Source organism: Streptomyces sp. NPDC004609 (genome assembly GCF_042873655.1).
Lineage (GTDB): Bacteria > Actinomycetota > Actinomycetes > Streptomycetales > Streptomycetaceae > Streptomyces.
In genome coordinates this window covers 204,970-223,685 of sequence record NZ_JBIALS010000003.1, presented here as the reverse complement: position 1 = coordinate 223,685, position 18,716 = coordinate 204,970, and the positions used below count along the sequence as shown (strand labels likewise).

Genomic DNA, 18,716 nt, shown 5'->3' with positions numbered 1-18,716 from the left:
CCGTGGGCGCCGGACACGGCCACAGGCTCCACCGCCCCGGTGACACCCCGGTGCACCGCCTTCCCCCGCACTGCAAGCTCGTCGCCGTCCTCTGCTTCGTCCTGGCCGTGGTCTCCACCCCGCGCGAGGCGATGTGGGCCTTCGGGCTGTACGCGGTGCTGCTCGCCGCGGTCGCGGCCGTCGCCCGCATCCCGCCGGGTTTTCTGCTCAAGCGGCTGCTGATCGAGATCCCGTTCGTGGCCTTCGCGCTGCTCATGCCGTTCGTCGTCCCCGGCGGGCGGACGACCGTGCTGGGGGTGTCGCTGAGCGTCCCGGGCCTGTGGGACGCGTGGAACATCCTCGCCAAGGGCACCCTCGGCGTCGCCGCGTCCGTGATCCTCGCCTCCACCACCGAACTGCGCGCCCTGCTCCTCGGCCTCCAGCGGCTCCGGCTGCCGCCGCTGCTGGTGCAGATCGCGTCCTTCATGATCCGCTACGGCGACGTCGTCACCGACGAGATGCGCCGGATGTCGATCGCCCGCCGCTCCCGCGGCTTCGAGGCCAGGGGCGTACGGCACTGGGGCGTTCTCGCCGCCTCGGCCGGGGCCCTCTTCATCCGCTCCTACGAACGCGGTGAGCGTGTGCATCTGGCGATGATCAGCCGTGGCTACACCGGCACGATGCCCGTGATCGACGAGGTGGCCGCCTCCCGGGCCCAGTGGTCGTCCGCGGCCGCCCTCCCCGTCTGCGCGCTCGCCGTCTGTCTCCTGGGATGGTGGACCCTGTGACCCTCTCCCTCGACGTACGCGGTCTCGCCTACGCCTACCCCGACGGCCATCAGGCGCTCTTCGGCGTGGAGTTGGCCGTCGCGCGCGGTGAGCGGGTCGCCCTGCTCGGCCCCAACGGCGCGGGCAAGACCACCCTCGTACTCCACCTCAACGGCATTCTCGGCGGCGGTCTCGGCACCGTCACCGTCGCGGGCCTGCCGGTCGCCGGGCGGAACCTCGCCGAGATCCGGCGCCGGGTCGGCATCGTCTTCCAGGACCCGGACGACCAGTTGTTCATGCCGACGGTCCGCGAGGACGTCGCGTTCGGCCCGGCCGCGTCCGGGCTGCGCGGCCCGGACCTGGAAGCCCGGGTCGCGGGCGCGCTCGAACGGGTCGGCATGGAGGAGTACGCGGACCGGCCGCCGCACCATCTCTCGTTCGGGCAGCGCCGCCGGGTCGCGGTCGCCACCGTGCTCGCGATGGAGCCGGAGATCCTCGTGCTCGACGAGCCCTCCTCCAATCTCGACCCGGCGTCCCGGCGTGAACTCGCCGACATCCTGCGATCGTTGGACGTGACCGTGCTGATGGTGACGCACGATCTCCCGTACGCGCTGGAGCTGTGCCCGCGCTCGGTGATCCTCAGCGAGGGGGTGATCGCGGCGGACGGGCCCACCCGGGAGCTGCTGAGCGACGAGGAGCTGATGCGGGCCCACCGGCTGGAGCTGCCGTTCGGGTTCGATCCGCGGTCCGTGCCCACGGGAGCGTGAACACGGGTCGAGTGCGCCCCGGCCCCCGGCCCTCCGACTCCAGGCCCCCGGACCCCCGCATCCGGCCCCGAGCCGCGTTCGGCCGTCCGGAACCGGCCCCGCCGCGCCCGCCCCGCGCCCGTACCCTCCCGTCCCGAGCGCCTACCCTCCGGCCCCGGACCCGCGTACCGCGCCACACGCCGTCCGCGACACCGCCGGCGCATCCGTCATGCTGAGCTGACCTGGAAGGATTGAACTCCCGCGGCCGTTGCACCATGGGGGGACGAACGGGAGCGGGAGGACAGGCACAGTGGACGTGCGGGGCACGGTGGCGGAGGGCTTCGAGCCCGTAAGGGACGCTTTTGTCCGCAACTTCGAGCAGCGCGGCGACCGGGGAGCGGCCGTCGCCGTCTACCGCCACGGGCACAAGGCCGTCGATCTGTGGGCGGGCACCCGCGACGTCGACGGCCCGGCGCCCTGGGCCGTCGACACCGCGCAGATCGTCCGCTCCGCCACCAAGGGGGTCGCCGCGGCCGTCGTCCTCCTGCTCCACCAACGCGGGCAGATCGATCTGGACGCCCCGGTCGGCACCTACTGGCCCGAGTTCAAGGCGGCGGGCAAGGAGCGTGTCCTCGTACGGCAGTTGCTCTCGCACCGCGCCGGGCTGCCCGTCCTCGACCACCCCCTCACCCCCGCCGAGGCCGCCGACGGTGTCAGCGGTCCGGCCGCGCTCGCCGCGCAGAGCCCGGTGTGGGAACCCGGCACCGACCACGGCTACCACGTGCAGACCTACGGCTGGCTGACCGCCGAACTCGTCCGCCGGGTCACGGGACGCGGCATCGGCCGCTGGGTCGCCGAGGAGATCGCCCGCCCGCTCGGCCTGGACTTCTGGATCGGGCTGCCGGAGGAGGAGGCGGGCCGCGTCGGCCGGATTGGACCCGTCGACGAGCCGCCGGCCGCCGAGGGCGGGGGACTGCGGCTGCGCCCCAAGCGGTCCGTGGCCGAGGCGTACCGCGACCCGGGCTCGCTCACCCGCCGCGCCTTCGGGGCCGTCACCCCGCTGCCCGACGAGAACGATCCCGCCTACCGCGCCGCCGAACTCCCCGCGTCCGGCGGCATCTCCACCGCCCGCGCGCTCGCCCGCTTCTACGCCGCCACGATCGGCGAGGTCGACGGCGGCCCCCGGCTGTTCGCCCCCGCCACGCTCGCCCTCGCCCGCACGGAGGAGTCGGCGGGCCCCGACCGGGTCCTCGTCGTGCCCACCCGCTTCAGCCTCGGCTTCATGCTCCACGGCCCGGCCGCGCCCCTGCTGGGCCCGGGTTCCTTCGGCCACCCCGGCCGCGGCGGCTCCCTCGGCTTCGCCGACCCGGAGTCCGGGATCGCGTTCGGCTATGTGACCAACGGTCTGCGCAAGGGAGTGACGGCCGATCCGCGTGCCCAGGCGCTGATCAGGGCGGTACGGTCGGCCCTATGACTCCTGGGGTGACACGTTTCCACGGCCATGGTGCGCTGATCACGGGCGCGGCGCGCGGCATCGGCGAGGCCATCGCCCGGCGGCTCGCCGCGGAGGGCGCGCGGGTCCTCGTGACGGACGTCGACACCGAGGCCGGGGCACGCACCGCGGGGACCATCCCCGGAGCGGAGTTCACCGTCTGCGATGTCTTCGACCGTACGCAGGTGGAGGCGGCCGTCGCGTACGCCGTCGAACGCTTCGGCACTCTCGACGTCCTCGTCAACAACGCTTTCTCGTGCGCCCCCGACACCCCGCGTTTCGAGGACCAGCCCGACGACACCTGGCAGCGCGACCTCGACATCACCCTCACCGGCGCCTTCCACTGCGCCCGCGCCGCGCTGCCCGCGCTGGAGGCGTCGGGCCGGGGCGCGATCGTCAACATCGGCTCCGTCAACGGCGAACAGGACTTCGGCAACCACGCCTACAGCGCCGCCAAGGCGGGCCTCGCCTCCCTCACCCGCACCCTCGCGGGCGACGCGGGCCCCCGCGGCGTCCGCGTCAATCAGGTCAACCCCGGCACGATCCGCACCCGCGGCTGGGAGGGCCGCGACAAGGTCCTCGGCGCCCTCGCGGACCTCTACCCCCTCGGCCGCGTCGGCGAGCCCTCAGACATCGCGGCGGCCGTCGCCTTCCTCGCCTCCTCCGACGCGTCCTGGATCACCGGCACGACCCTCCGCGTCGACGGCGGCCTGCTGGCGGTGAACACCTCGTTCGGCACGACGATCGCGGCGGTCGAGGCGGAGACGGATTCGTAAAGGGGCTTCGGGGAGCCTCCGCGTCCCGGCCGTCCCCGTCAGGATGAGGAGATGGCGACCCTGCTGGCTTTTCACGCTCACCCCGACGACGAAGCGCTCATGACCGGTGGGACCCTCGCGCGTGCCGCCGCCGAGGGGCATCGGGTGGTGATCGTGGTGGCCACCGACCACATGGGCGCCGCCACGGAGGGGGAGTCCGGGCGCATGACGGAGCTGCGGGCGAGTGCCGACGTGCTCGGGGTGCACCGTGTGGTGCATCTGGGGTACGCGGACAGCGGACACGGCCCGGTGCTCCACCCGGACCCGCCGGGGCGAGTGCGCTTCGCGCGGGCGGACACGGAGGAGGCCGTCGGGCGACTGGCGCGGGTGCTGCGTGAGGAGCGGGTGGACGTGCTCCTCGGTTACGACCCCAACGGCGGCTACGGCCACCGCGATCACATCAAGGTGCACCACGTGGGCAGGCGCGCGGCCGAACTGGCGGGAGTCGCACGGGTGCTGGAGGCGACGATGCCGCGTGATGCGGTCGTCCGCCTGGTGAGGCTGATCCGGATGCTGCGGATTCCGTTCCGCTACGATCCCGAGGCCCTGCGGGCCGCCTACAGCCCGCGTTCGGCCATCACGCACGTGATCGATGTCCGGCCGTTCGCGCGGCAGAAGCGGGCGGCGATCGCCGCGCACCGCTCCGAGGTGACGGGGAACGGCCGTCTGGCCCCGGTCATGCGGGTCCTGGTACGGCTCCCGGTGCCGGTGTTCGCTCTGGTGCTCGGGCGGGAGTGGTACGCGGAGTCGGGGGCGCCGCGTCCCCCGGGCACGGCCGTGGGCGCCGATGTCTTCCGGCCCGCGACCCAGCCGGGGACCCGGAGCGGGACCCGGAGACCGTGACCGCAGACCGCAGACCGCAGACCGCAGACCGCAGACCGCAGACCGTGGTCCGGAGCCCGCCGGGCAGGGTGCCGGGCGGGGTGCGGGGCCGCCGCGTCGGCGCCGTCGGCCCGTGGCAGGGGCCGGCCGCAACCGGCCCGGCCCCGCCGAACTGCCCGGCGCGGGAACCGGACGACGGATTCCGGACGTCCCACGCCGTGTCGCAGACGTCTTCGACCGCCCGTAGTCCGCCGCTGGAGGTGCGCCGTATGTGGGTCGCTCTGGGCCTGTTGTATGCCGCCGTACCGCTGGTCGCCTGGTGGCTGCTGGCGCGGACCCGCCGGATCGGACCGCCGGTCGGCGCCGTGCTGCTGACCGGTGCGGTGGTGCTGGTGGCCGTGCAGCACGGCTGGATCCCCACCTACCGGGCGGACGCCCATCTCGTGTACGCGGTCTGCGCGGCGCTGCTCCTCGCCGTCGGCACCACCCTCGAAGGCCGGTACGCGGGCCAAGGGCCCGAGGTGTGGGCCCGCCGCAGGAGCAAGGCCGTCGGTCTGGTGGGCGTCCAGCTCGCGCTCACCGTCTGCGGCTCGGTGCTGTACTCGCTGGCGCTGGAGGCGTCGTTGCCGCCCATGCGTGCCGTCCCGCCGCTGCCGCCCGGGCTCACGGTGGTCGGGCATCACAGCAGCTGCGGCTCGGGGAGCTGCTTCCGCCAGCTGGAGATCGGCAGTACGACGGGACTCTCCCGCGAGGAGATCATCCGCACGCTCGACCGTCCGCACGAGACCTGCCGTGCCAACGGCTGGCTGCTGGACCGGCGCGACCTGTGCATCGGGGTCGACGACTCCGACGAGCGGAGGGTCCGGATCTATGTGAGCCTCTCCAACACGCTGGACTGACCGGGACGTCACCCGTCCCCGTCACCCGTGGGGCGGCCGGCCGGAGTTCCCGCGACCCGTACCGAGCGTCCGCGTACCCGGGCGCCCGTCCGTCCCCGCTCGTCCCCCGTCCGTCCCCGTCAGCTCCGCCTGAGTGGCGCGTGCGCGCCCCACCGCGAGCCGCGCCGCAAGCTGCCCGTCCCCCCGGCATCCTGTGCCGCATGTTCCTGATCTGCGCCCTCGTCATCGGTGTGCTGGTGCTGTACGGCCCGGGGCTGGTGGCTCTGCGCGGCTACGCCCGCGTCTCGTGGGGGGCCGCGATCGCCATGGCACCCCCGGTCTCCGTCGGCTTCACGGCCTTCGTGGCGCTGACCCCGGGCGGGCTCGGCGGCTTCACCCTGCTGACCTGGGCGGTGTGGACCACGCTGCTGGCAGCGCCGTTGTTGCTGCTGCTCAAGGGGCGCCGTACGGAAGGGGGACGGCCGGCACGGGACGAGCGCCGTACGAACGCGCTGACCGCCGCCGGGATGGGGCGCCCGCTCCTCATCGGCACCGCAGCCACCGTGGTGCTCGCGGCCTGGGTGTGGTGGCCCGCGCTCACCGGCGTCCCCCAGAGCTACGACTTCAACTGGCACGGATACGTCGTCGCGAGCGTCCGGAACCTCCAGAGCGGCGCGCCCTGGGATCTGGTCCCGCTCGACCCGCTGACTCCCCGGGTGCGCCAGTACTACCCGATCGGCATGCACAACGTCATGGCCCTCTCGGCGACCGGCTCCACCTCGGTCGTCCCGGCCGTCAACGCCGTGCAGTTCCTGCTCGCCGCCGTCGCCGCCCCGACGGGCGTGGCCGTCCTCGTACGCCGGGTCCTGCCCCGGCTGCCGCTCGCCGCCCCCGTCGCCGCCGCGCTGGTGGTGCTCGCTCCGAGCTTCGGGCCGAAGATCGTCGCCATTCCCTCGTACGCCGCGGGCCTGGCGCTCGCCCCCGCCGTGCTGGCCCTGATCCTGCGGGCCCACCATCCGGGCGGGCCCCGGTCGGGTGCCGGAGCGGCCCCGGCCCCCGTGGCGCTGGTCCTCGCGGCGGTGTTCGCGACGGTGGGCCTCTTCGCGACCCACCCGGCCGCCGCGGTCTGCGCGGCGGTCCCGGCCGCGCTCGCCCTCGCGGGGGTGCTGATCCGCTCGCCGCGGCGGACCCGGGCCCTGCTCCGGATCACCGGCTTCACCGCGCTCGCGCTCGTGTCGCTGCTGCCGTGGGTCCTCTCCGGTCTGGACACCGCCGTGGGGATCACCAGCACCGACCGGCCCGCGTACACGGACGTGCGCGGCGGGCTCGTCGATCTCGCCCTGCTCGACTGGCGCGGGCGCGGCTCGGGGCTGTTCTCCGCGACACTGCTCGCGACGGCGCTCGGCTGGACGGGCCTGCTGTGGCTGGGTGTTCGCTGTCGTGTGTGGTGGCCGCTGCTCACGGCGACCGTGTTCGGCGGACTGTACGTGGTGGCCGCGGGCACCAGGACCCCGTACCGCGAGACCCTCGTCGGGCTCTGGTACGGGGACTGGTACCGCCTGCTGCCGGTGGTGGTGCTGCTGGTCGCCGTCGGCTTCGGCGCCGCGGTGGCCGCCGCCGCCCGTACGCTCTCCGCCCGCGACGTGCGGCCGAACCCCGGGACGGCCGCCCTGCTGATCGTCGTCTGGGGGGTCGTGGGCGGGGTCGTCTGGTACGACAGTCAGGCTCCGGCCGCCCGTGACTATGTGACGGGCTCCCGCCGCCCGACGCTGGTGACGGACGGCGAGGTCGCCGCGTTCGGCTGGCTCAAGGAGCGGGTCGGGCCGCGTGAGCGGGTACTCAACGACTGGGTGCAGGGCACGGAATGGATGTACGCGACCCATGGTGTGGTGCCGTTCCAGCCGTACGCGTACACGACCCGGGCGGAGGGCCGCCGCAATCAGCTCCTGCGCGATCTGCCGAGGCTGGGCGAGGATCCGAGCGTGCTCAGCAGGCTCCAGGCGTACCGGATCCGGTACGTCATCGTCAGCGTGTCGCAGCTGGCCGCCCCGGTGAATCTGGCGCTTCCGCCGGAAGGGCGCGGGCTGACGACGGTGTTCCGCCGGGACGACACGACGGTCTACCGCATCGACGGCACCTGACCCGCGCGGCGGCCGGCGGCGGGGGCGGCACCCACGCCCGGGCCCGGCCCGCGCGGTGACCGCCGATCGGGCCCGCACCGGACTTGCACCGGGCCCTTCGGCCGAAGCCGCACCGGGCCCTTCGGCCGAAGCCGCGCGGAGGCCGCTGCTCGGAAGCAGCCGCGCGGAGGCCGCCGGAAGGACACCGTCCGGCAGTGATCGCCGGGACGCCCTCCGGCACGTACTCCGCAGCACCCCGTGCCACCCCGGAACGCCCCGACCGCCGGAGCCGGATCAGCGCCGGAACAGGATCAGCACCTCAGCGCCGGATCAGCGCCAGCATCAGCACCATCACGGCCCGCGCCAGCAACAGGCAGGCCCGCAACGGCCGCTGGCTCGGCCGCCCGCCCGTCCGCGCCCGCATGGCGACGGGCACCTGCCGTACGCAAAAACCGCGCCGCGCCGCCATCGCCAGCGTCTCGACGGTGTCCCCGAGGTACTCCACGGGGTACTGCGCCGCGAACACCTCCACCAGCGGCCGGGACACGGCCCGTATCCCCGAGGTGACATCGGTCAGCCGGGTCCCGGCCAGTGCCGACAGCGCCGTGCTGAGCAGGAACATCATCCAGCGCCTGGGGCCATGGACGGCATAGTCGCCCTCTCCGGCGAACCGGGCCCCGATCACCAGGTCGGCGCCCCGGTCGAGCCGCTCGCACAGCGCCCGCGCATAGCGGGGGTCGTGCTGTCCGTCCGCGTCGATCTGTACCACCGTGTCGTAGGCCCGCGCCGCCGCGTACCGGTAGCCGAGGCGCATCGCCCCGCCGACACCGAGGTTGTACGGCAGCCGGGCCACGGTCGCCCCGGCCGCGTGCGCGCGGGCGGACGTCGCGTCGTCCGAGCCGTCGTCCACCACCAGCACATCGGCGAACGGCAGCGCGGCGCGCACCTCGGTGACGACCGCGCCGATGGACGCGGCCTCGTTCAGGGCCGGTACGACGACCAGAACGCGCCGCTCACCGTTCACGGCCGCGCCACCCGGGCGAAGGCACCGGGGGAGATCCGTCGCACCCCCCGCGCCGCGCCGCCCCGCCCGGCCCCGCCACCCCGGTACGACGGCCACCGGCCGGAATCGGCCGGGCCGCTCCGTACCGCCGACGACCGCCCGGCGCCGGCACCAGCACCGGCGACCGTCCGTACCGCCCCTCACTCCTCATAGCCGCGCATCCCGTCGGGCCGGGGCTCGGGCACCAGCAGGGCCGGTTCGGGCTGGGGCCGGGGCCGTTGTACCCGGTCGTCCTCCCGCTCCAGCCGGATGAGCGCGATCTCCTCGGACAGGGTGCGGGTCTTCTCGTCCAACCGGCTCGCCTCCCAGGTCAGTTGGGCGCAGACGGCGAGCAGGAAGACAACGCCGAGGAACAGCACCAGGCTGACGCCGTTCTCCACACCGAGGGCGTGCGCGGCGAGGTCGGGCCCGCTCGGGAAGGCGGCCAGCACCACCACGAGCACCCCCGTGACCAGCCACAGCACCGCGTACTTCTCGCGGAGCTGTCGGCGTCGCAGTAACTCGATGAGGCCGGCCACGATCGCCAGGCCGACCACCGCGGTGAGAAGGACCAGTCGCACGGCGGCGACTCTAGCTTTTGACGGTTCGTCAGCAAGGTGGCGCGCGTATCGGCCCGCCGCGTACCGGCGTACGGCGCAGAAGGTGCGTCCACCCGGCCTATCCGGATATCGCAAACGCTGTAAATGGGGCATAAGGCGAAATTCTGCGTGTAAAGATATGCCCGCTTTCCCCACTGTTGCTCAACTTCCGAGGCCTGTGGAGGATCTCGTGTACGACAATCATCTCGCCGCCACGGGCTCGGGGGCGCTCGTCATCGGCTCCGTGGTCCTGCCCTGGTGGCTGATCGCCCTGCTGCTCGTCAGCGTGGGCGCGGGTCTTGTCCTGACCCGCGTCCACGCCCGCCGCGCCCAGGACCGGTACTGACCGTGAAACTCCCCCTGAACTGGCTGCCCTCCGCGACCGCGATGGCCGTCGCCCTCGGTCTGGTCCTCTATCTGGAGGACGGCTCCGACCCCGGCTTCTACGGCATCGCGATTTTCGTCCTGCTCGCCGCCAAGCTCACCGCGTCCCTGCTCCACCGGCCGAAGACTCCCACCCCCGCCGAGCGCGAGCGCGCCCGGGCGCTGAACGTGGTTGCCGTGATCACCGCGTACAACGAGGACCCGGCCACCTTCGCCCGCTGCCTCGAATCCATGGTCCGCCAGACCAGGCCGCCGCAGCACCTCGTCGTGGTCGACGACCATTCCGCGGACTCACGAGCGCTCGACCACGCCCGTTCCGCGGCGGTCACCGAGTCGTTCGCCCGCGCCGGAATCGGCTACGAGGTCATCGCCTTCCCCGTCAACCGGGGCAAGCGCCACGCCCTCGCCGCCGCCTTCCGCGCGCACCCCGAGGCCGATGTCTACCTCGGCATCGACTCCGACACCGTCCTCGACGAGTCCGCCGTCGACGAGGGCACGCTCCCCTTCGTCAACGCCGACGTCAACGCGGTCACCGGAATCGTCGGCGCGCTCAACGCCCGGACGAATCTGCTCACCCGGCTCATCGATCTGCGCTACGCCAACTCCTTCCTCTACGAGCGGGCCGCCTACTCGCTCCTCGGTTCGGTCCTGTGCTGCTGCGGCTCGCTCGCCTTCTACCGCGCGTCCGTCATCCGGGCCAACCTCGACGACTTCCTCGCCCAGCGCTTCCTCGGCCGGGCGGCGACCTTCGGCGACGACCGCCGGATGACCAACTACTGCCTCCAGAACGGCCGGGTCCTCCTCCAGCCGACGGCACTCGCCTGGACACTCGTCCCCGAGACCCTCGGCCACTATCTGCGCCAGCAGATCCGCTGGAACAAGTCCTTCGTCCGCGAGTCCCTCTGGGCGGTGAAGAGCGCCCCCGCGCGCAGGCCCGCGTTCTGGCTCTCCCTGCTCGAACTCAGCTCCTGGATCACGTTCACCACCCTGCTGCTGATGGCCCTCGTCCTCACCCCCATCCACGCGAACGCGCATGTCCTGCTGCTCTACCTCGTCTACGCGATGCTCGTGGGCTACGCCCGTTCCGTCCGCTACCTCGAATCCGACCACCCCAACGGCATGCCCTGGCCCGAACGCCTCGGCACCTTCCTCCTCGCGCCCCTGTACGCGCTCCTGCATCTGACGCTGCTGCTGTGGGTGCGCCTGTACTCGCTGGCCACGCTCAAGGACAACGGCTGGGGCACGCGCGAGAACGTCGAGGTCTCCCTGACGGGCGCGCAGGCCGCTGTGCAGCGGGCGTAGGACCCGCGCCCGCTCCACAGCGCACAGGAGCTCTGCCCGGTACGGGACCGGGCAGAGCTCCTGTGCTTGGTGCGACGGCCACGGCTCGTGGCCACGGCTCGCGGTTTCGTCGGGCCACGACTCACGGTTCGCGGGAGTCACCGCGTACGGAACGGGGGTGCGGGAGCCGGGGGTTCGGCCGGCGCGGGCGCATCCGCCGTCAGGGCTTGCGGGCCACCGCCCCGTACATCCCGACCTGGCTCGTGTCGACGGACTCCTGCTCCGGGTCCGGGCGCCAGCGGTGGACCTGGGCCAGTCCCGGCTCCACCATCTCCAGCCCGTCGAAGAACGCCTCCACCTGCTCGCGGTCGCGGGTGACCACCGGGATGCCCCGGCCCCGGTACAGCTCCATCACCCGGTTGATCTCCTCGGGGGCGAACTCGTCGGTGACCGTGGAGATCGCCAGATAGCTCCCGGAGGGCAGCTGGTCCAGCAGCCGCCGGACCAGCGCGTAGTCGTCCGGCGGGGGCACGAACTGGAGCATCGCGATGATCGTGAGCGCGACGGGCTGCTTCAGATCGAGGACCTCGCGGAACGCCTCGGACTCCAGAATCGCCCCGGGGTCGCGCATGTCCGCGTCGACGTAGGCGGTACGGCCCTGGGAGGAACTGGTGAGCAGCGCCTGTGCGTGCGCCAGCACGATGGGGTCGTTGTCGACGTAGACGATCGACGCGTCCGGCCGCTCCTCCTGCACCACCTCGTGCAGATTCGGGGAGGTCGGCAGCCCGGTCCCGATGTCGAGGAACTGTCCGATCCCCGCCTCCCGCGCGAGATAGCGCGCCACACGGTTCATGAACAGCCGGTTCTGACGCATGCTCACCGGCATGGAGGGCCACTCGGCGACCATCGCGTCGCCCGCCTCCACATCCACCGGGTAGTGGTCTTTTCCGCCCAGAATGTAGTCGTACACACGCGCTGAGTGCGCGCGCCCCGTGTCGATCCGGTCCCTCGCACTGCCGTCGTGTGTCATACCGCAACTCCCGTCGTTTCGCGGATGGTTCAGGAGTGTAGGGGCATCCCGGACGGATGACCGCCCATCGCCGTATCCGGGACCACCTGAAGCTCCCGTCGAGCCCTGGCTCAGCCCGCCCGCAGGATCAGCCCGATGCCCACCACCATCAGCCCCGCCGCCACGATCCTCGGTGCGCCGAAGCGTTCCTTGAACAGGAGCGCCCCGATCGCCGCGCCGACGATGATCGAGGACTCGCGCAGCGCCGCGACCGGTGCGAGCGGGGCGCGGGTCTGCGCCCACAGGACCAGTCCGTACGCGGCGGTCGAGACCGCCGCGCCGAGGAGCCCCCGGGCCGCGTACGGGCGCAGCCGGGGCAGGAACCCGCCGCGCAGCCGCACCAGGGCGTACAGGGGGACCAGCCCGCCCTGGAGGACCAGCAGCCAGGCGAGATAGCCGAGCGGCGAGCCCGATTCCCGGACTCCGGCACCGTCCACCACCGTGTACGCGGCGATCATCAGGCCCGTCGCCAGCGCCGTCGCGAGCGCGGGCCACTTCGGCCGGGACCCGGCGTCCCTGATGCCCCACAGCGCCACACCGACCAGCCCCGCGGAGCCGATGATCACCCCGGCGAGCTGCGGTCCGTTCAGCGTCTCGCCGATGAACAGCGCCGCGGCGGCGGTCACCGCCAGCGGAGCCGTACCCCGGGCGATCGGGTACATCTGGCCGAAGTCGCCGAGGCTGAACGACGTCATCAGCAGCCACTGGTAGCCGATGTGGAGCAGCGCGGAGACGATCAGATACGGCCACGCCCCGGCCCGGGGGAGGGGCGTGAAGAACGCGAGCGCCACGCCCATCAGGGCCCCGCCGCCCGAGATGAGGGTGAAGGCGGTCAGCCGGTCCCTGATGGTGTGGGCGACGGCGTTCCAGCCGGCGTGGGCGACCGCGGCCAGGACGACCGCCGCGGCCACGAGCGGTGTCACTTCCCGCGCTCCCGCACATCCACCAGCGTGCCGCCCGCGTGCGCGATCAGCGTCTTGGGATCGAGGGGGAAGACGGTGTGCGGGGTTCCGGCCGCCGCCCACACCACGGCGTGGTCCAGCAGCGCGCGGTCGGCCAGCACCGTGGTCCTGGTGACGTGCCCGAAGGGCGGTACGCCCCCGATCGCGTAACCGGTGGTCTCCCGTACGAGATCGGCGTCCGCGCGCTTGACGGACCGCGCGCCCAGCTCCTCCCGCACCCGCTCGACGTCCACCCGCGACGAGCCGTCCATCAGCACCAGCACCGGCACCCCGTCCGCCGCGAAGATCAGCGACTTGACGATCTCGCTGACGTCGCAGCCGATCGCGGCGGCGGCCTCGGCGGCGGTCCGGGTGGCGTCCGGGAACCGGCGTACCGGAACATCGAGCCCCAGCTCTCGCAGGGCGGCGGCGAAACGGGGGTGGGCGTCGGTGTCGTGAGTGCTCATGGTGCGGCACGGTATCGGTAGCTGTAGAAGCCATGCGAGGGGATTCGCCGAGGTCCGCGGACCTCCGGCCCGACCGCGATCCGGCGCCCCGGGCCGTACCGCCGACGACACCGCCCGCGCCCGGTGATCCGGCCGCACCGGGCCGTACGGCTCACCTCACCGAGGACCCCGCGTCACGGTGTCGGTCCGCGGCCGCCGGCCGCGCCATCCGGCTCACCGCGCCCGCAGGACCTTCGCCACCACCGGGCCCGCCGCGTCGCCGCCGTGGCCGCCCGCCTGGACGACCGCCGCGGCGGCCAGATCACCGGCGTATCCCGTGAACCAGCTGTTGCTGGAGCCCTGTCCGTCGACCTCCGCCGAGCCGGTCTTCGCGCCCTTGTCCCCGCTCACCGACGACATCGCCTCCTGGCCGGTGCCGTAGGCCGCCGACGCCCGCATCAGCGAGCGCAGGGTGTCCGCCATGGAGCCCGGCATCGGCTGCGCACGGGCGATCTCGCGGCCGTCCAGCGCGGGCGGCACGATGACGGGCTGCTTGAAGCCGCCGTTCTTCACCGTCGCGCTGACGGACGCCATGTTGAGCGCGTTCATCGTGATCCGGCCCTGGCCGATGTAGGAGGCGGCCGTCTCCGGACCGGACGACTCCGGCACCTTGCCGTCGGCGCTCACCACCCCGGTCTGCCAGTCGAGCCCGAGGCCGAAGTACTTGCGGGCGGTCTCGCCCAGCGCCGTACCGGAGAGGTCCTTCTCGTCGAGCGGTTTGACGGCCTTGATGAACGTGGTGTTGCAGGACCGGGCGAAGCTCTGCTCGAACGTCGGGTTCGTGAGGGAGAACCTGTCGAGGTTCTGGATGGTCCGGCCCATCCAGGTCACGGTCGCCGGGCACTCCACCCGGGAACCCGGCCCCTGCACCAGCCCGTTGTCCAGCATCATCGCGGCGCTGACGATCTTCATCGTCGAGCCCGGCGCCTGGCCGCCCAGCATCGCCGTGTTGTAGCCGTCGGCGGGCTTGTTGGCGACCGCCAGGATCTCCCCCGTACTCGGTCTGATCGCGACGACCGACGCCTGGGAGTACCGGCTCACCGCGGCCTCGGCCGCGGCCTGCACCGTCGCGTCCAGCGTGGTGGCCAGCCTGCCCTCGGTGCCCGGGGCGAGGGTGAGCAGCGGCCGGTCGGGCACCTTCCCTTCGGTGGACGCGACCACCAGCTCGGTCCCGGCCGTACCGCCCGCCGCCTGGCCGTACTTGGCGCGCAGCGCGTCCAGGACCGGCCCCAGCGAGGGGTACTTCTCCTTCGTCAGCTCCCGCCCGTCCCGGTCGACCGCCTTGATCGGCGGGGCCGACGCCCCGGAGGTTTTGAGCGTGGTGCCGGCCGTCAGCATCGGGTGCATGACCGCGGGCTTCCAGTCGACCAGCGCCCGGCCGGTGGTCAGGCCGCGCACCACGGTCAGTTCGGAGGCGTACGTCCAGAGCTTGCTCTGTCCCCCGAACGTCACCGTCGCCTTGACCGTGAACGGCACTTTCGTGCCGAGCGGCGGCCCCGGGGTGATCACGGCCTTGGTGACCCCCGCCTCGGACCGGTATCCGGTGAGCGACGGCTCCGCCCGCACGGCGTCGTTGGTGAGCCGGGCCGCGCCCGCCGCGTCACCGCCCGCCCAGGCCGCCAGGAAGTCCCGGGAGGTCTCGCTGATCTCCTCCGGGCTCGGCGGCCCCGTCGGCCGCTTCCCCTCACCGGACGTGGAGCCGGCCCCGTTCCCGCCCGTCATGTCGCCGATGAGCTGGTAGCCGCCGTACCCCACGCCCGAGGCGACCACCAGAAAAACACTTCCGACAACAGCGACTTTCGCCCCACTGCGCATGGTGTGCGGTCCTCCCCAGGAGCCCGGCCACTTGAACGTGTTCAAGGTGTGTGTCCCCCGCACACTAGGCGACGGGAGGGGCCGCGGCCGGAACCGTTACTGGACCGCTACACCCAAGTGTCCAGCCACATCCGGTCCCGCCACTCGTCCACCGGGATCGGGGTGCCCGTGTAGATCGGATAGAAGTAGATGAAGTTCCAGATGATCAGCAGCACCAGCACGCCCGCGCCGATCGCGCCGACCGCGCGCCGGCGTTCGTCGCTGCCGGGCGGCCCGAGCATCGCGCCGACCATCATGGCGACGGCGAGACAGAGGAACGGCACGAACACGACCGCGTAGAAGACGAAGATCGTACGCTCCTGGAAGAAGAACCAGGGGACCCACCCGGCCGCGACGGCACAGGCGATCCCGCCCGCGCGCCAGTCGCGGCGGAAGAGCCAGCGCCACAGGACGTAACACAGGGCGAAGCAGCCCGCCCACCACAGCAGGGGGGTGCCGAGGGCCAGGACCTCGCTGGCGCACTTCTCCGCCGTCCCCCGGGGACAGCCGTCCACGCCCGGCGCCGGACTCTCGTAGTAGTACGAGACCGGGCGGCCCATGACGATCCAGCTCCAGGGATTGGACTCGTAGGGGTGGCCGGAGGTCAGGTTCACATGGAAGCGGTACACCTCGGCCTCGTAGTGCCACAGGCTGCGCATCCAGTCCGGGACGAACGGCCAGTCGGTCTCCCGCCCCGGGCCGGTGGAGGCCCACTGCCGGAAGTGGCCCCGGCCGGTGAGGATCCACCCGGACCAGGACGCCACATACGTGACCAGCGCCACCGGCACCGTCGCCACGAAGGCCGGGACGAGATCCTTCCTCAGCACCGCCGCGTACGGGCGGACCGCGCCGGCCGTCCGGCGCGCACCCACGTCCCACAGGACCGTCAGCAGCCCGAACGCGGCCAGATAGTAGAGGCCGTTCCACTTGGTGCCCGCCGCCAGGCCCAGCATCACGCCCGCCGCGATCCGCCAGGGGCGCCAGCCGAGACGGAGGGTCTCCGCGATCGCGGAATCGGGGCGCAGCACACCCTCCGCGTCCGTGGGCAGGGCCGCCGCGAGTCTCGCGCGCACCGTGTCCCGGTCGACGAGGAGACAGCCGAAGGCCGCCACCACGAAGAACATCAGCACCAGATCGAGCAGCGCGGTACGGCTCATCACGAAGTGGAGCCCGTCCACGGCGAGCAGCAGACCCGCGAGACAGCCGAGGAAGGTGGAGCGGAACAGCCGGCGGCCGATCCGGCAGAGCAGCAGCACCGAGAGGGTGCCGAGCAGGGCGACCATGAACCGCCAGCCGAACGGCGTGAAGTCGAACATCTTCTCGCCCAGGCCGATGAACCACTTGCCGACCGGCGGATGCACCACATAGCCGGGGTCGGTGGGGACCTGGACCGACGACGGGTCGGCGATGAGCTTCTGGTCGACGTTCTTCGGCCAGTTGCCCTCGTACCCCTGGTTGATCAGCGCCCAGGCGTCCTTGGCGTAGTACGTCTCGTCGAATATCACCGCGTTCGGCGAGCCCAGGTTCCAGAACCGCAGGATCCCCGCGAACAGCGCGACCAGCAGCGGACCTCCCCACGGGGCCAGCCGCAGCAGGGCCGCCACCAGCGACGGCGGCGCTCCCAGCACCGACCACAGCCGCGGGGAGGGGCGGGTGTAGGGCGGCACCAGGCGCTCACGCAGCCCGATCACGGGCCGGGGCGCGTAGCCGAATCTGCGCAGCCGCCGCTGCCAGCCCGGCGGCTGCTGGTCGGCGTCCCCGCCCTGGCGGGTCTGTGGCGCGGTACTGGTCACCGCGCCATCGTAGGGAACGCCACTGTGATCGGTGGGCGACCGGCCCCAGGACCACCCCGCGACCGGCCCGGGCGCCGTCGCGGGGCCGGTGCGGGGCCCGGTGCGGGCCCGGTGCGCGCTCCGGGCGTGCGCCCGTTCCGGGCCCTGAGCGCACGGGCTCCGGGCCCGGGCGTGCGCCGGGCCGGTCCCGGCCGGGGCAGTCGCGGGGTACGGGCGTGCACTGACTCCGGGCCTCGGAGAGCATGTGCGCCCGTTCTCGGGCCGGTGCCTGTTCCGGGCCGTCGGGGGCCCGCGTCGGCTCCGCGCACCGCGCCCACCGGCACTGGCTCCGGTTACCGCGCGGGTGTCCGGTCCGGGCCCGGGCCCGGAGGGGCTCCGCGCACCGCGTGCCCTGCTCCAGGCCCGGACGGGTGGGCTGCTCCCGGCCGAGGGTGTCCGGTCCGGGGCCCGCAGGGGCTGCGCGCACCTCGTGCGCCCGGTTTCGGTCCGGGCGCGTGCCCCGTTCCGGCCCGCGCGGGTGCCCGCTCCCGTTCCGGCACAGCGCCGGTCCGGGCAAACGCCGACAGGGGCGGGTACGGGGCCTGCCCGGTCCGGTACTAGGACGAGGGCTGCCCGGTCCGGTGCCCAGGCGGTGCCTCGCGGGGGCCGTACCCGGTGGCCGGGCCGGGGCCCGGTCCGCGCCTGGGAGGATGGGCGGGTGAGCACCGACACCCCTTCCGCCCCGCACGCACCCTCCGCCGGGCTGCTGATCCTCGCCGGAACACCCATCGGCGACGTCGGCGACGCCCCGCCCCGGCTCGCCGCCGAGCTGGCGGGAGCGGACATCGTCGCCGCCGAGGACACCCGGCGGCTGCGGCGGCTCACCCAGGCGCTGGGGGTACAGACCCGCGGCCGGGTCGTCTCGTACTTCGAGGGCAACGAGGCCGCCCGTACGCCCGAGCTGGTGGAGGCGCTCACCGGCGGCGCCCGGGTGCTGCTGGTCACCGACGCCGGAATGCCCTCGGTCTCCGACCCCGGCTACCGGCTCGTCGCCGCCGCCGTCGAGCGGGACGTCCGGGTCACCGCCGTTCCCGGCCCCTCCGCCGTGCTCACCGCGCTCGCCCTCTCCGGGCTGCCGGTGGACCGGTTCTGCTTCGAGGGCTTCCTGCCCCGCAAGGCGGGCGAGCGCCTCGCCCGGCTGCGCGAGAGCGAGCAGGAGCGCCGCACCCTCGTCTACTTCGAGGCCCCCCACCGCCTCGACGACACCCTCGCCGCCATGGCCGAGGTCTTCGGTGCCGACCGCCGGGCCGCCGTCTGCCGGGAGCTGACCAAGACCTACGAGGAGGTCAGGCGCGGCGGTCTCGGCGAGCTGGCCGCCTGGGCCGCCGAGGGCGTACGCGGGGAGATCACCGTCGTCGTCGAGGGCGCGCCCGCCACGGCACCCGGCGATCTCGACCCGGCCGAGCTGGTGCGCAGGGTGCGGGTGCGCGAGGAGGCGGGGGAGCGCCGCAAGGAGGCCATCGCGGCGGTCGCCGTGGCGGCGGGGGTGCCCAAGCGCGAGGTGTTCGACGCGGTCGTCGCGGCAAAGAACGCGGCCGGAAAGGTACCCGGAGACGGTAAAGGACTATCGTAAAAAGCAAAGCGCGGAC

17 protein-coding genes are annotated in these 18,716 nt (G+C 73.2%); 10 read left to right on the top strand and 7 right to left on the bottom strand.

Annotated elements, in window-relative coordinates; all coding sequences use genetic code 11:
* Positions 1-2 precede the first annotated feature (2 nt).
* The 7 genes from cbiQ to ACFYT4_RS04275 all read left to right on the top strand — a co-directional run bounded on the left by cbiQ (position 3) and on the right by ACFYT4_RS04275 (position 7,640).
* Positions 3-767 (top strand): cobalt ECF transporter T component CbiQ, encoded by a 765-nt coding sequence (gene cbiQ, locus ACFYT4_RS04305; RefSeq protein WP_389265101.1) that lies wholly within the window; start codon positions 3-5, stop codon positions 765-767.
* Positions 752-1,513, top strand: coding sequence for an energy-coupling factor ABC transporter ATP-binding protein (locus tag ACFYT4_RS04300; RefSeq protein ID WP_389265099.1), 762 nt, complete (start codon positions 752-754; stop codon positions 1,511-1,513). The genes cbiQ and ACFYT4_RS04300 overlap by 16 nt, the downstream gene beginning before the upstream one ends.
* Positions 1,514-1,802: 289 nt before the next feature.
* Positions 1,803-2,966, top strand: a complete 1,164-nt coding sequence (locus tag ACFYT4_RS04295) for a serine hydrolase domain-containing protein (protein WP_389265097.1) — start codon at positions 1,803-1,805, stop codon at positions 2,964-2,966.
* The gene (locus ACFYT4_RS04290) at positions 2,963-3,760 is read left to right on the top strand and encodes an SDR family NAD(P)-dependent oxidoreductase (protein WP_389265095.1); all 798 of its coding nucleotides are present in this window, start codon (positions 2,963-2,965) and stop codon (positions 3,758-3,760) included. The genes ACFYT4_RS04295 and ACFYT4_RS04290 overlap by 4 nt, the downstream gene beginning before the upstream one ends.
* Before the next feature lie 51 nt (positions 3,761-3,811).
* Positions 3,812-4,642 carry a PIG-L deacetylase family protein gene (locus ACFYT4_RS04285; RefSeq protein ID WP_389265094.1) on the top strand — a complete coding sequence of 277 codons (831 nt, stop codon included), beginning with the start codon at positions 3,812-3,814 and terminating at the stop codon, positions 4,640-4,642.
* Between the two features lie 248 nt (positions 4,643-4,890).
* Positions 4,891-5,520, top strand: a complete 630-nt coding sequence (locus tag ACFYT4_RS04280; RefSeq protein ID WP_389265092.1) for a hypothetical protein — start codon at positions 4,891-4,893, stop codon at positions 5,518-5,520.
* Between the two features lie 200 nt (positions 5,521-5,720).
* Positions 5,721-7,640 carry a DUF6541 family protein gene (locus tag ACFYT4_RS04275; RefSeq protein WP_389265090.1) on the top strand — a complete coding sequence of 640 codons (1,920 nt, stop codon included), beginning with the start codon at positions 5,721-5,723 and terminating at the stop codon, positions 7,638-7,640.
* A gap of 298 nt (positions 7,641-7,938) precedes the next feature.
* On the opposite strand, the gene ACFYT4_RS04270 is transcribed toward ACFYT4_RS04275, so the two are convergent.
* Positions 7,939-8,643, bottom strand: a complete 705-nt coding sequence (locus ACFYT4_RS04270) for a glycosyltransferase family 2 protein (protein WP_389265088.1) — start codon at positions 8,641-8,643, stop codon at positions 7,939-7,941.
* 179 nt (positions 8,644-8,822) lie between these two features.
* Positions 8,823-9,242 (bottom strand): DUF2304 family protein, encoded by a 420-nt coding sequence (locus ACFYT4_RS04265; protein ID WP_389265086.1) that lies wholly within the window; start codon positions 9,240-9,242, stop codon positions 8,823-8,825.
* Positions 9,243-9,450: 208 nt separating this feature from the next.
* On the opposite strand from ACFYT4_RS04265, the gene ACFYT4_RS04260 reads away from it, so the two are divergent.
* Both ACFYT4_RS04260 and ACFYT4_RS04255 read left to right on the top strand, forming a co-directional pair.
* Entirely contained in the window at positions 9,451-9,606 is a 156-nt protein-coding gene (locus ACFYT4_RS04260; RefSeq protein ID WP_389265084.1) for a hypothetical protein, read from the top strand.
* Between the two features lie 2 nt (positions 9,607-9,608).
* Positions 9,609-10,946 (top strand): glycosyltransferase, encoded by a 1,338-nt coding sequence (locus ACFYT4_RS04255; RefSeq protein WP_389265082.1) that lies wholly within the window; start codon positions 9,609-9,611, stop codon positions 10,944-10,946.
* Positions 10,947-11,145: 199 nt separating this feature from the next.
* On the opposite strand, the gene ACFYT4_RS04250 is transcribed toward ACFYT4_RS04255, so the two are convergent.
* The 5 genes from ACFYT4_RS04250 to ACFYT4_RS04230 form a co-directional block, all read right to left on the bottom strand.
* Complete coding sequence (locus ACFYT4_RS04250; protein ID WP_389265080.1) at positions 11,146-11,955, bottom strand: SAM-dependent methyltransferase; 810 nt, start codon at positions 11,953-11,955, stop codon at positions 11,146-11,148.
* 110 nt (positions 11,956-12,065) lie between these two features.
* Positions 12,066-12,917, bottom strand: a complete 852-nt coding sequence (locus ACFYT4_RS04245; protein ID WP_389265078.1) for an EamA family transporter — start codon at positions 12,915-12,917, stop codon at positions 12,066-12,068.
* A complete protein-coding gene (locus ACFYT4_RS04240; RefSeq protein WP_389265076.1) occupies positions 12,914-13,402 on the bottom strand; it encodes a YbaK/EbsC family protein in 489 nt (162 codons plus the stop codon). The genes ACFYT4_RS04245 and ACFYT4_RS04240 overlap by 4 nt, the downstream gene beginning before the upstream one ends.
* Before the next feature lie 213 nt (positions 13,403-13,615).
* Entirely contained in the window at positions 13,616-15,256 is a 1,641-nt protein-coding gene (locus ACFYT4_RS04235; protein WP_389265289.1) for a penicillin-binding transpeptidase domain-containing protein, read from the bottom strand.
* A 107-nt stretch (positions 15,257-15,363) separates the two neighbouring features.
* Positions 15,364-17,088, bottom strand: coding sequence for a dolichyl-phosphate-mannose--protein mannosyltransferase (locus ACFYT4_RS04230; RefSeq protein WP_389265075.1), 1,725 nt, complete (start codon positions 17,086-17,088; stop codon positions 15,364-15,366).
* Positions 17,089-17,785: 697 nt separating this feature from the next.
* Here ACFYT4_RS04230 and rsmI point away from each other — a divergent pair.
* Positions 17,786-18,700: a 16S rRNA (cytidine(1402)-2'-O)-methyltransferase gene (gene rsmI, locus ACFYT4_RS04225; RefSeq protein WP_389265073.1), complete on the top strand. Its 915-nt coding sequence runs from the start codon at positions 17,786-17,788 to the stop codon at positions 18,698-18,700.
* The last annotated feature ends 16 nt before the right edge of the window (positions 18,701-18,716 follow it).

Excerpts from the sequence above, each read along its gene's own strand:
- ACFYT4_RS04300 (WP_389265099.1), top strand. The coding sequence starts at position 752 with ATGGTGGACCCTGTGACCCTCTCCCTCGACGTACGCGGTCTCGCCTAC.
- ACFYT4_RS04235 (WP_389265289.1), bottom strand. The coding sequence starts at position 15,256 with ATGCGCAGTGGGGCGAAAGTCGCTGTTGTCGGAAGTGTTTTTCTGGTG.
- ACFYT4_RS04275 (WP_389265090.1), top strand. The coding sequence starts at position 5,721 with ATGTTCCTGATCTGCGCCCTCGTCATCGGTGTGCTGGTGCTGTACGGC.
- ACFYT4_RS04240 (WP_389265076.1), bottom strand. The coding sequence starts at position 13,402 with ATGAGCACTCACGACACCGACGCCCACCCCCGTTTCGCCGCCGCCCTG.
- ACFYT4_RS04250 (WP_389265080.1), bottom strand. The coding sequence starts at position 11,955 with ATGACACACGACGGCAGTGCGAGGGACCGGATCGACACGGGGCGCGCG.
- ACFYT4_RS04280 (WP_389265092.1), top strand. The coding sequence starts at position 4,891 with ATGTGGGTCGCTCTGGGCCTGTTGTATGCCGCCGTACCGCTGGTCGCC.
- ACFYT4_RS04290 (WP_389265095.1), top strand. The coding sequence starts at position 2,963 with ATGACTCCTGGGGTGACACGTTTCCACGGCCATGGTGCGCTGATCACG.
- ACFYT4_RS04285 (WP_389265094.1), top strand. The coding sequence starts at position 3,812 with ATGGCGACCCTGCTGGCTTTTCACGCTCACCCCGACGACGAAGCGCTC.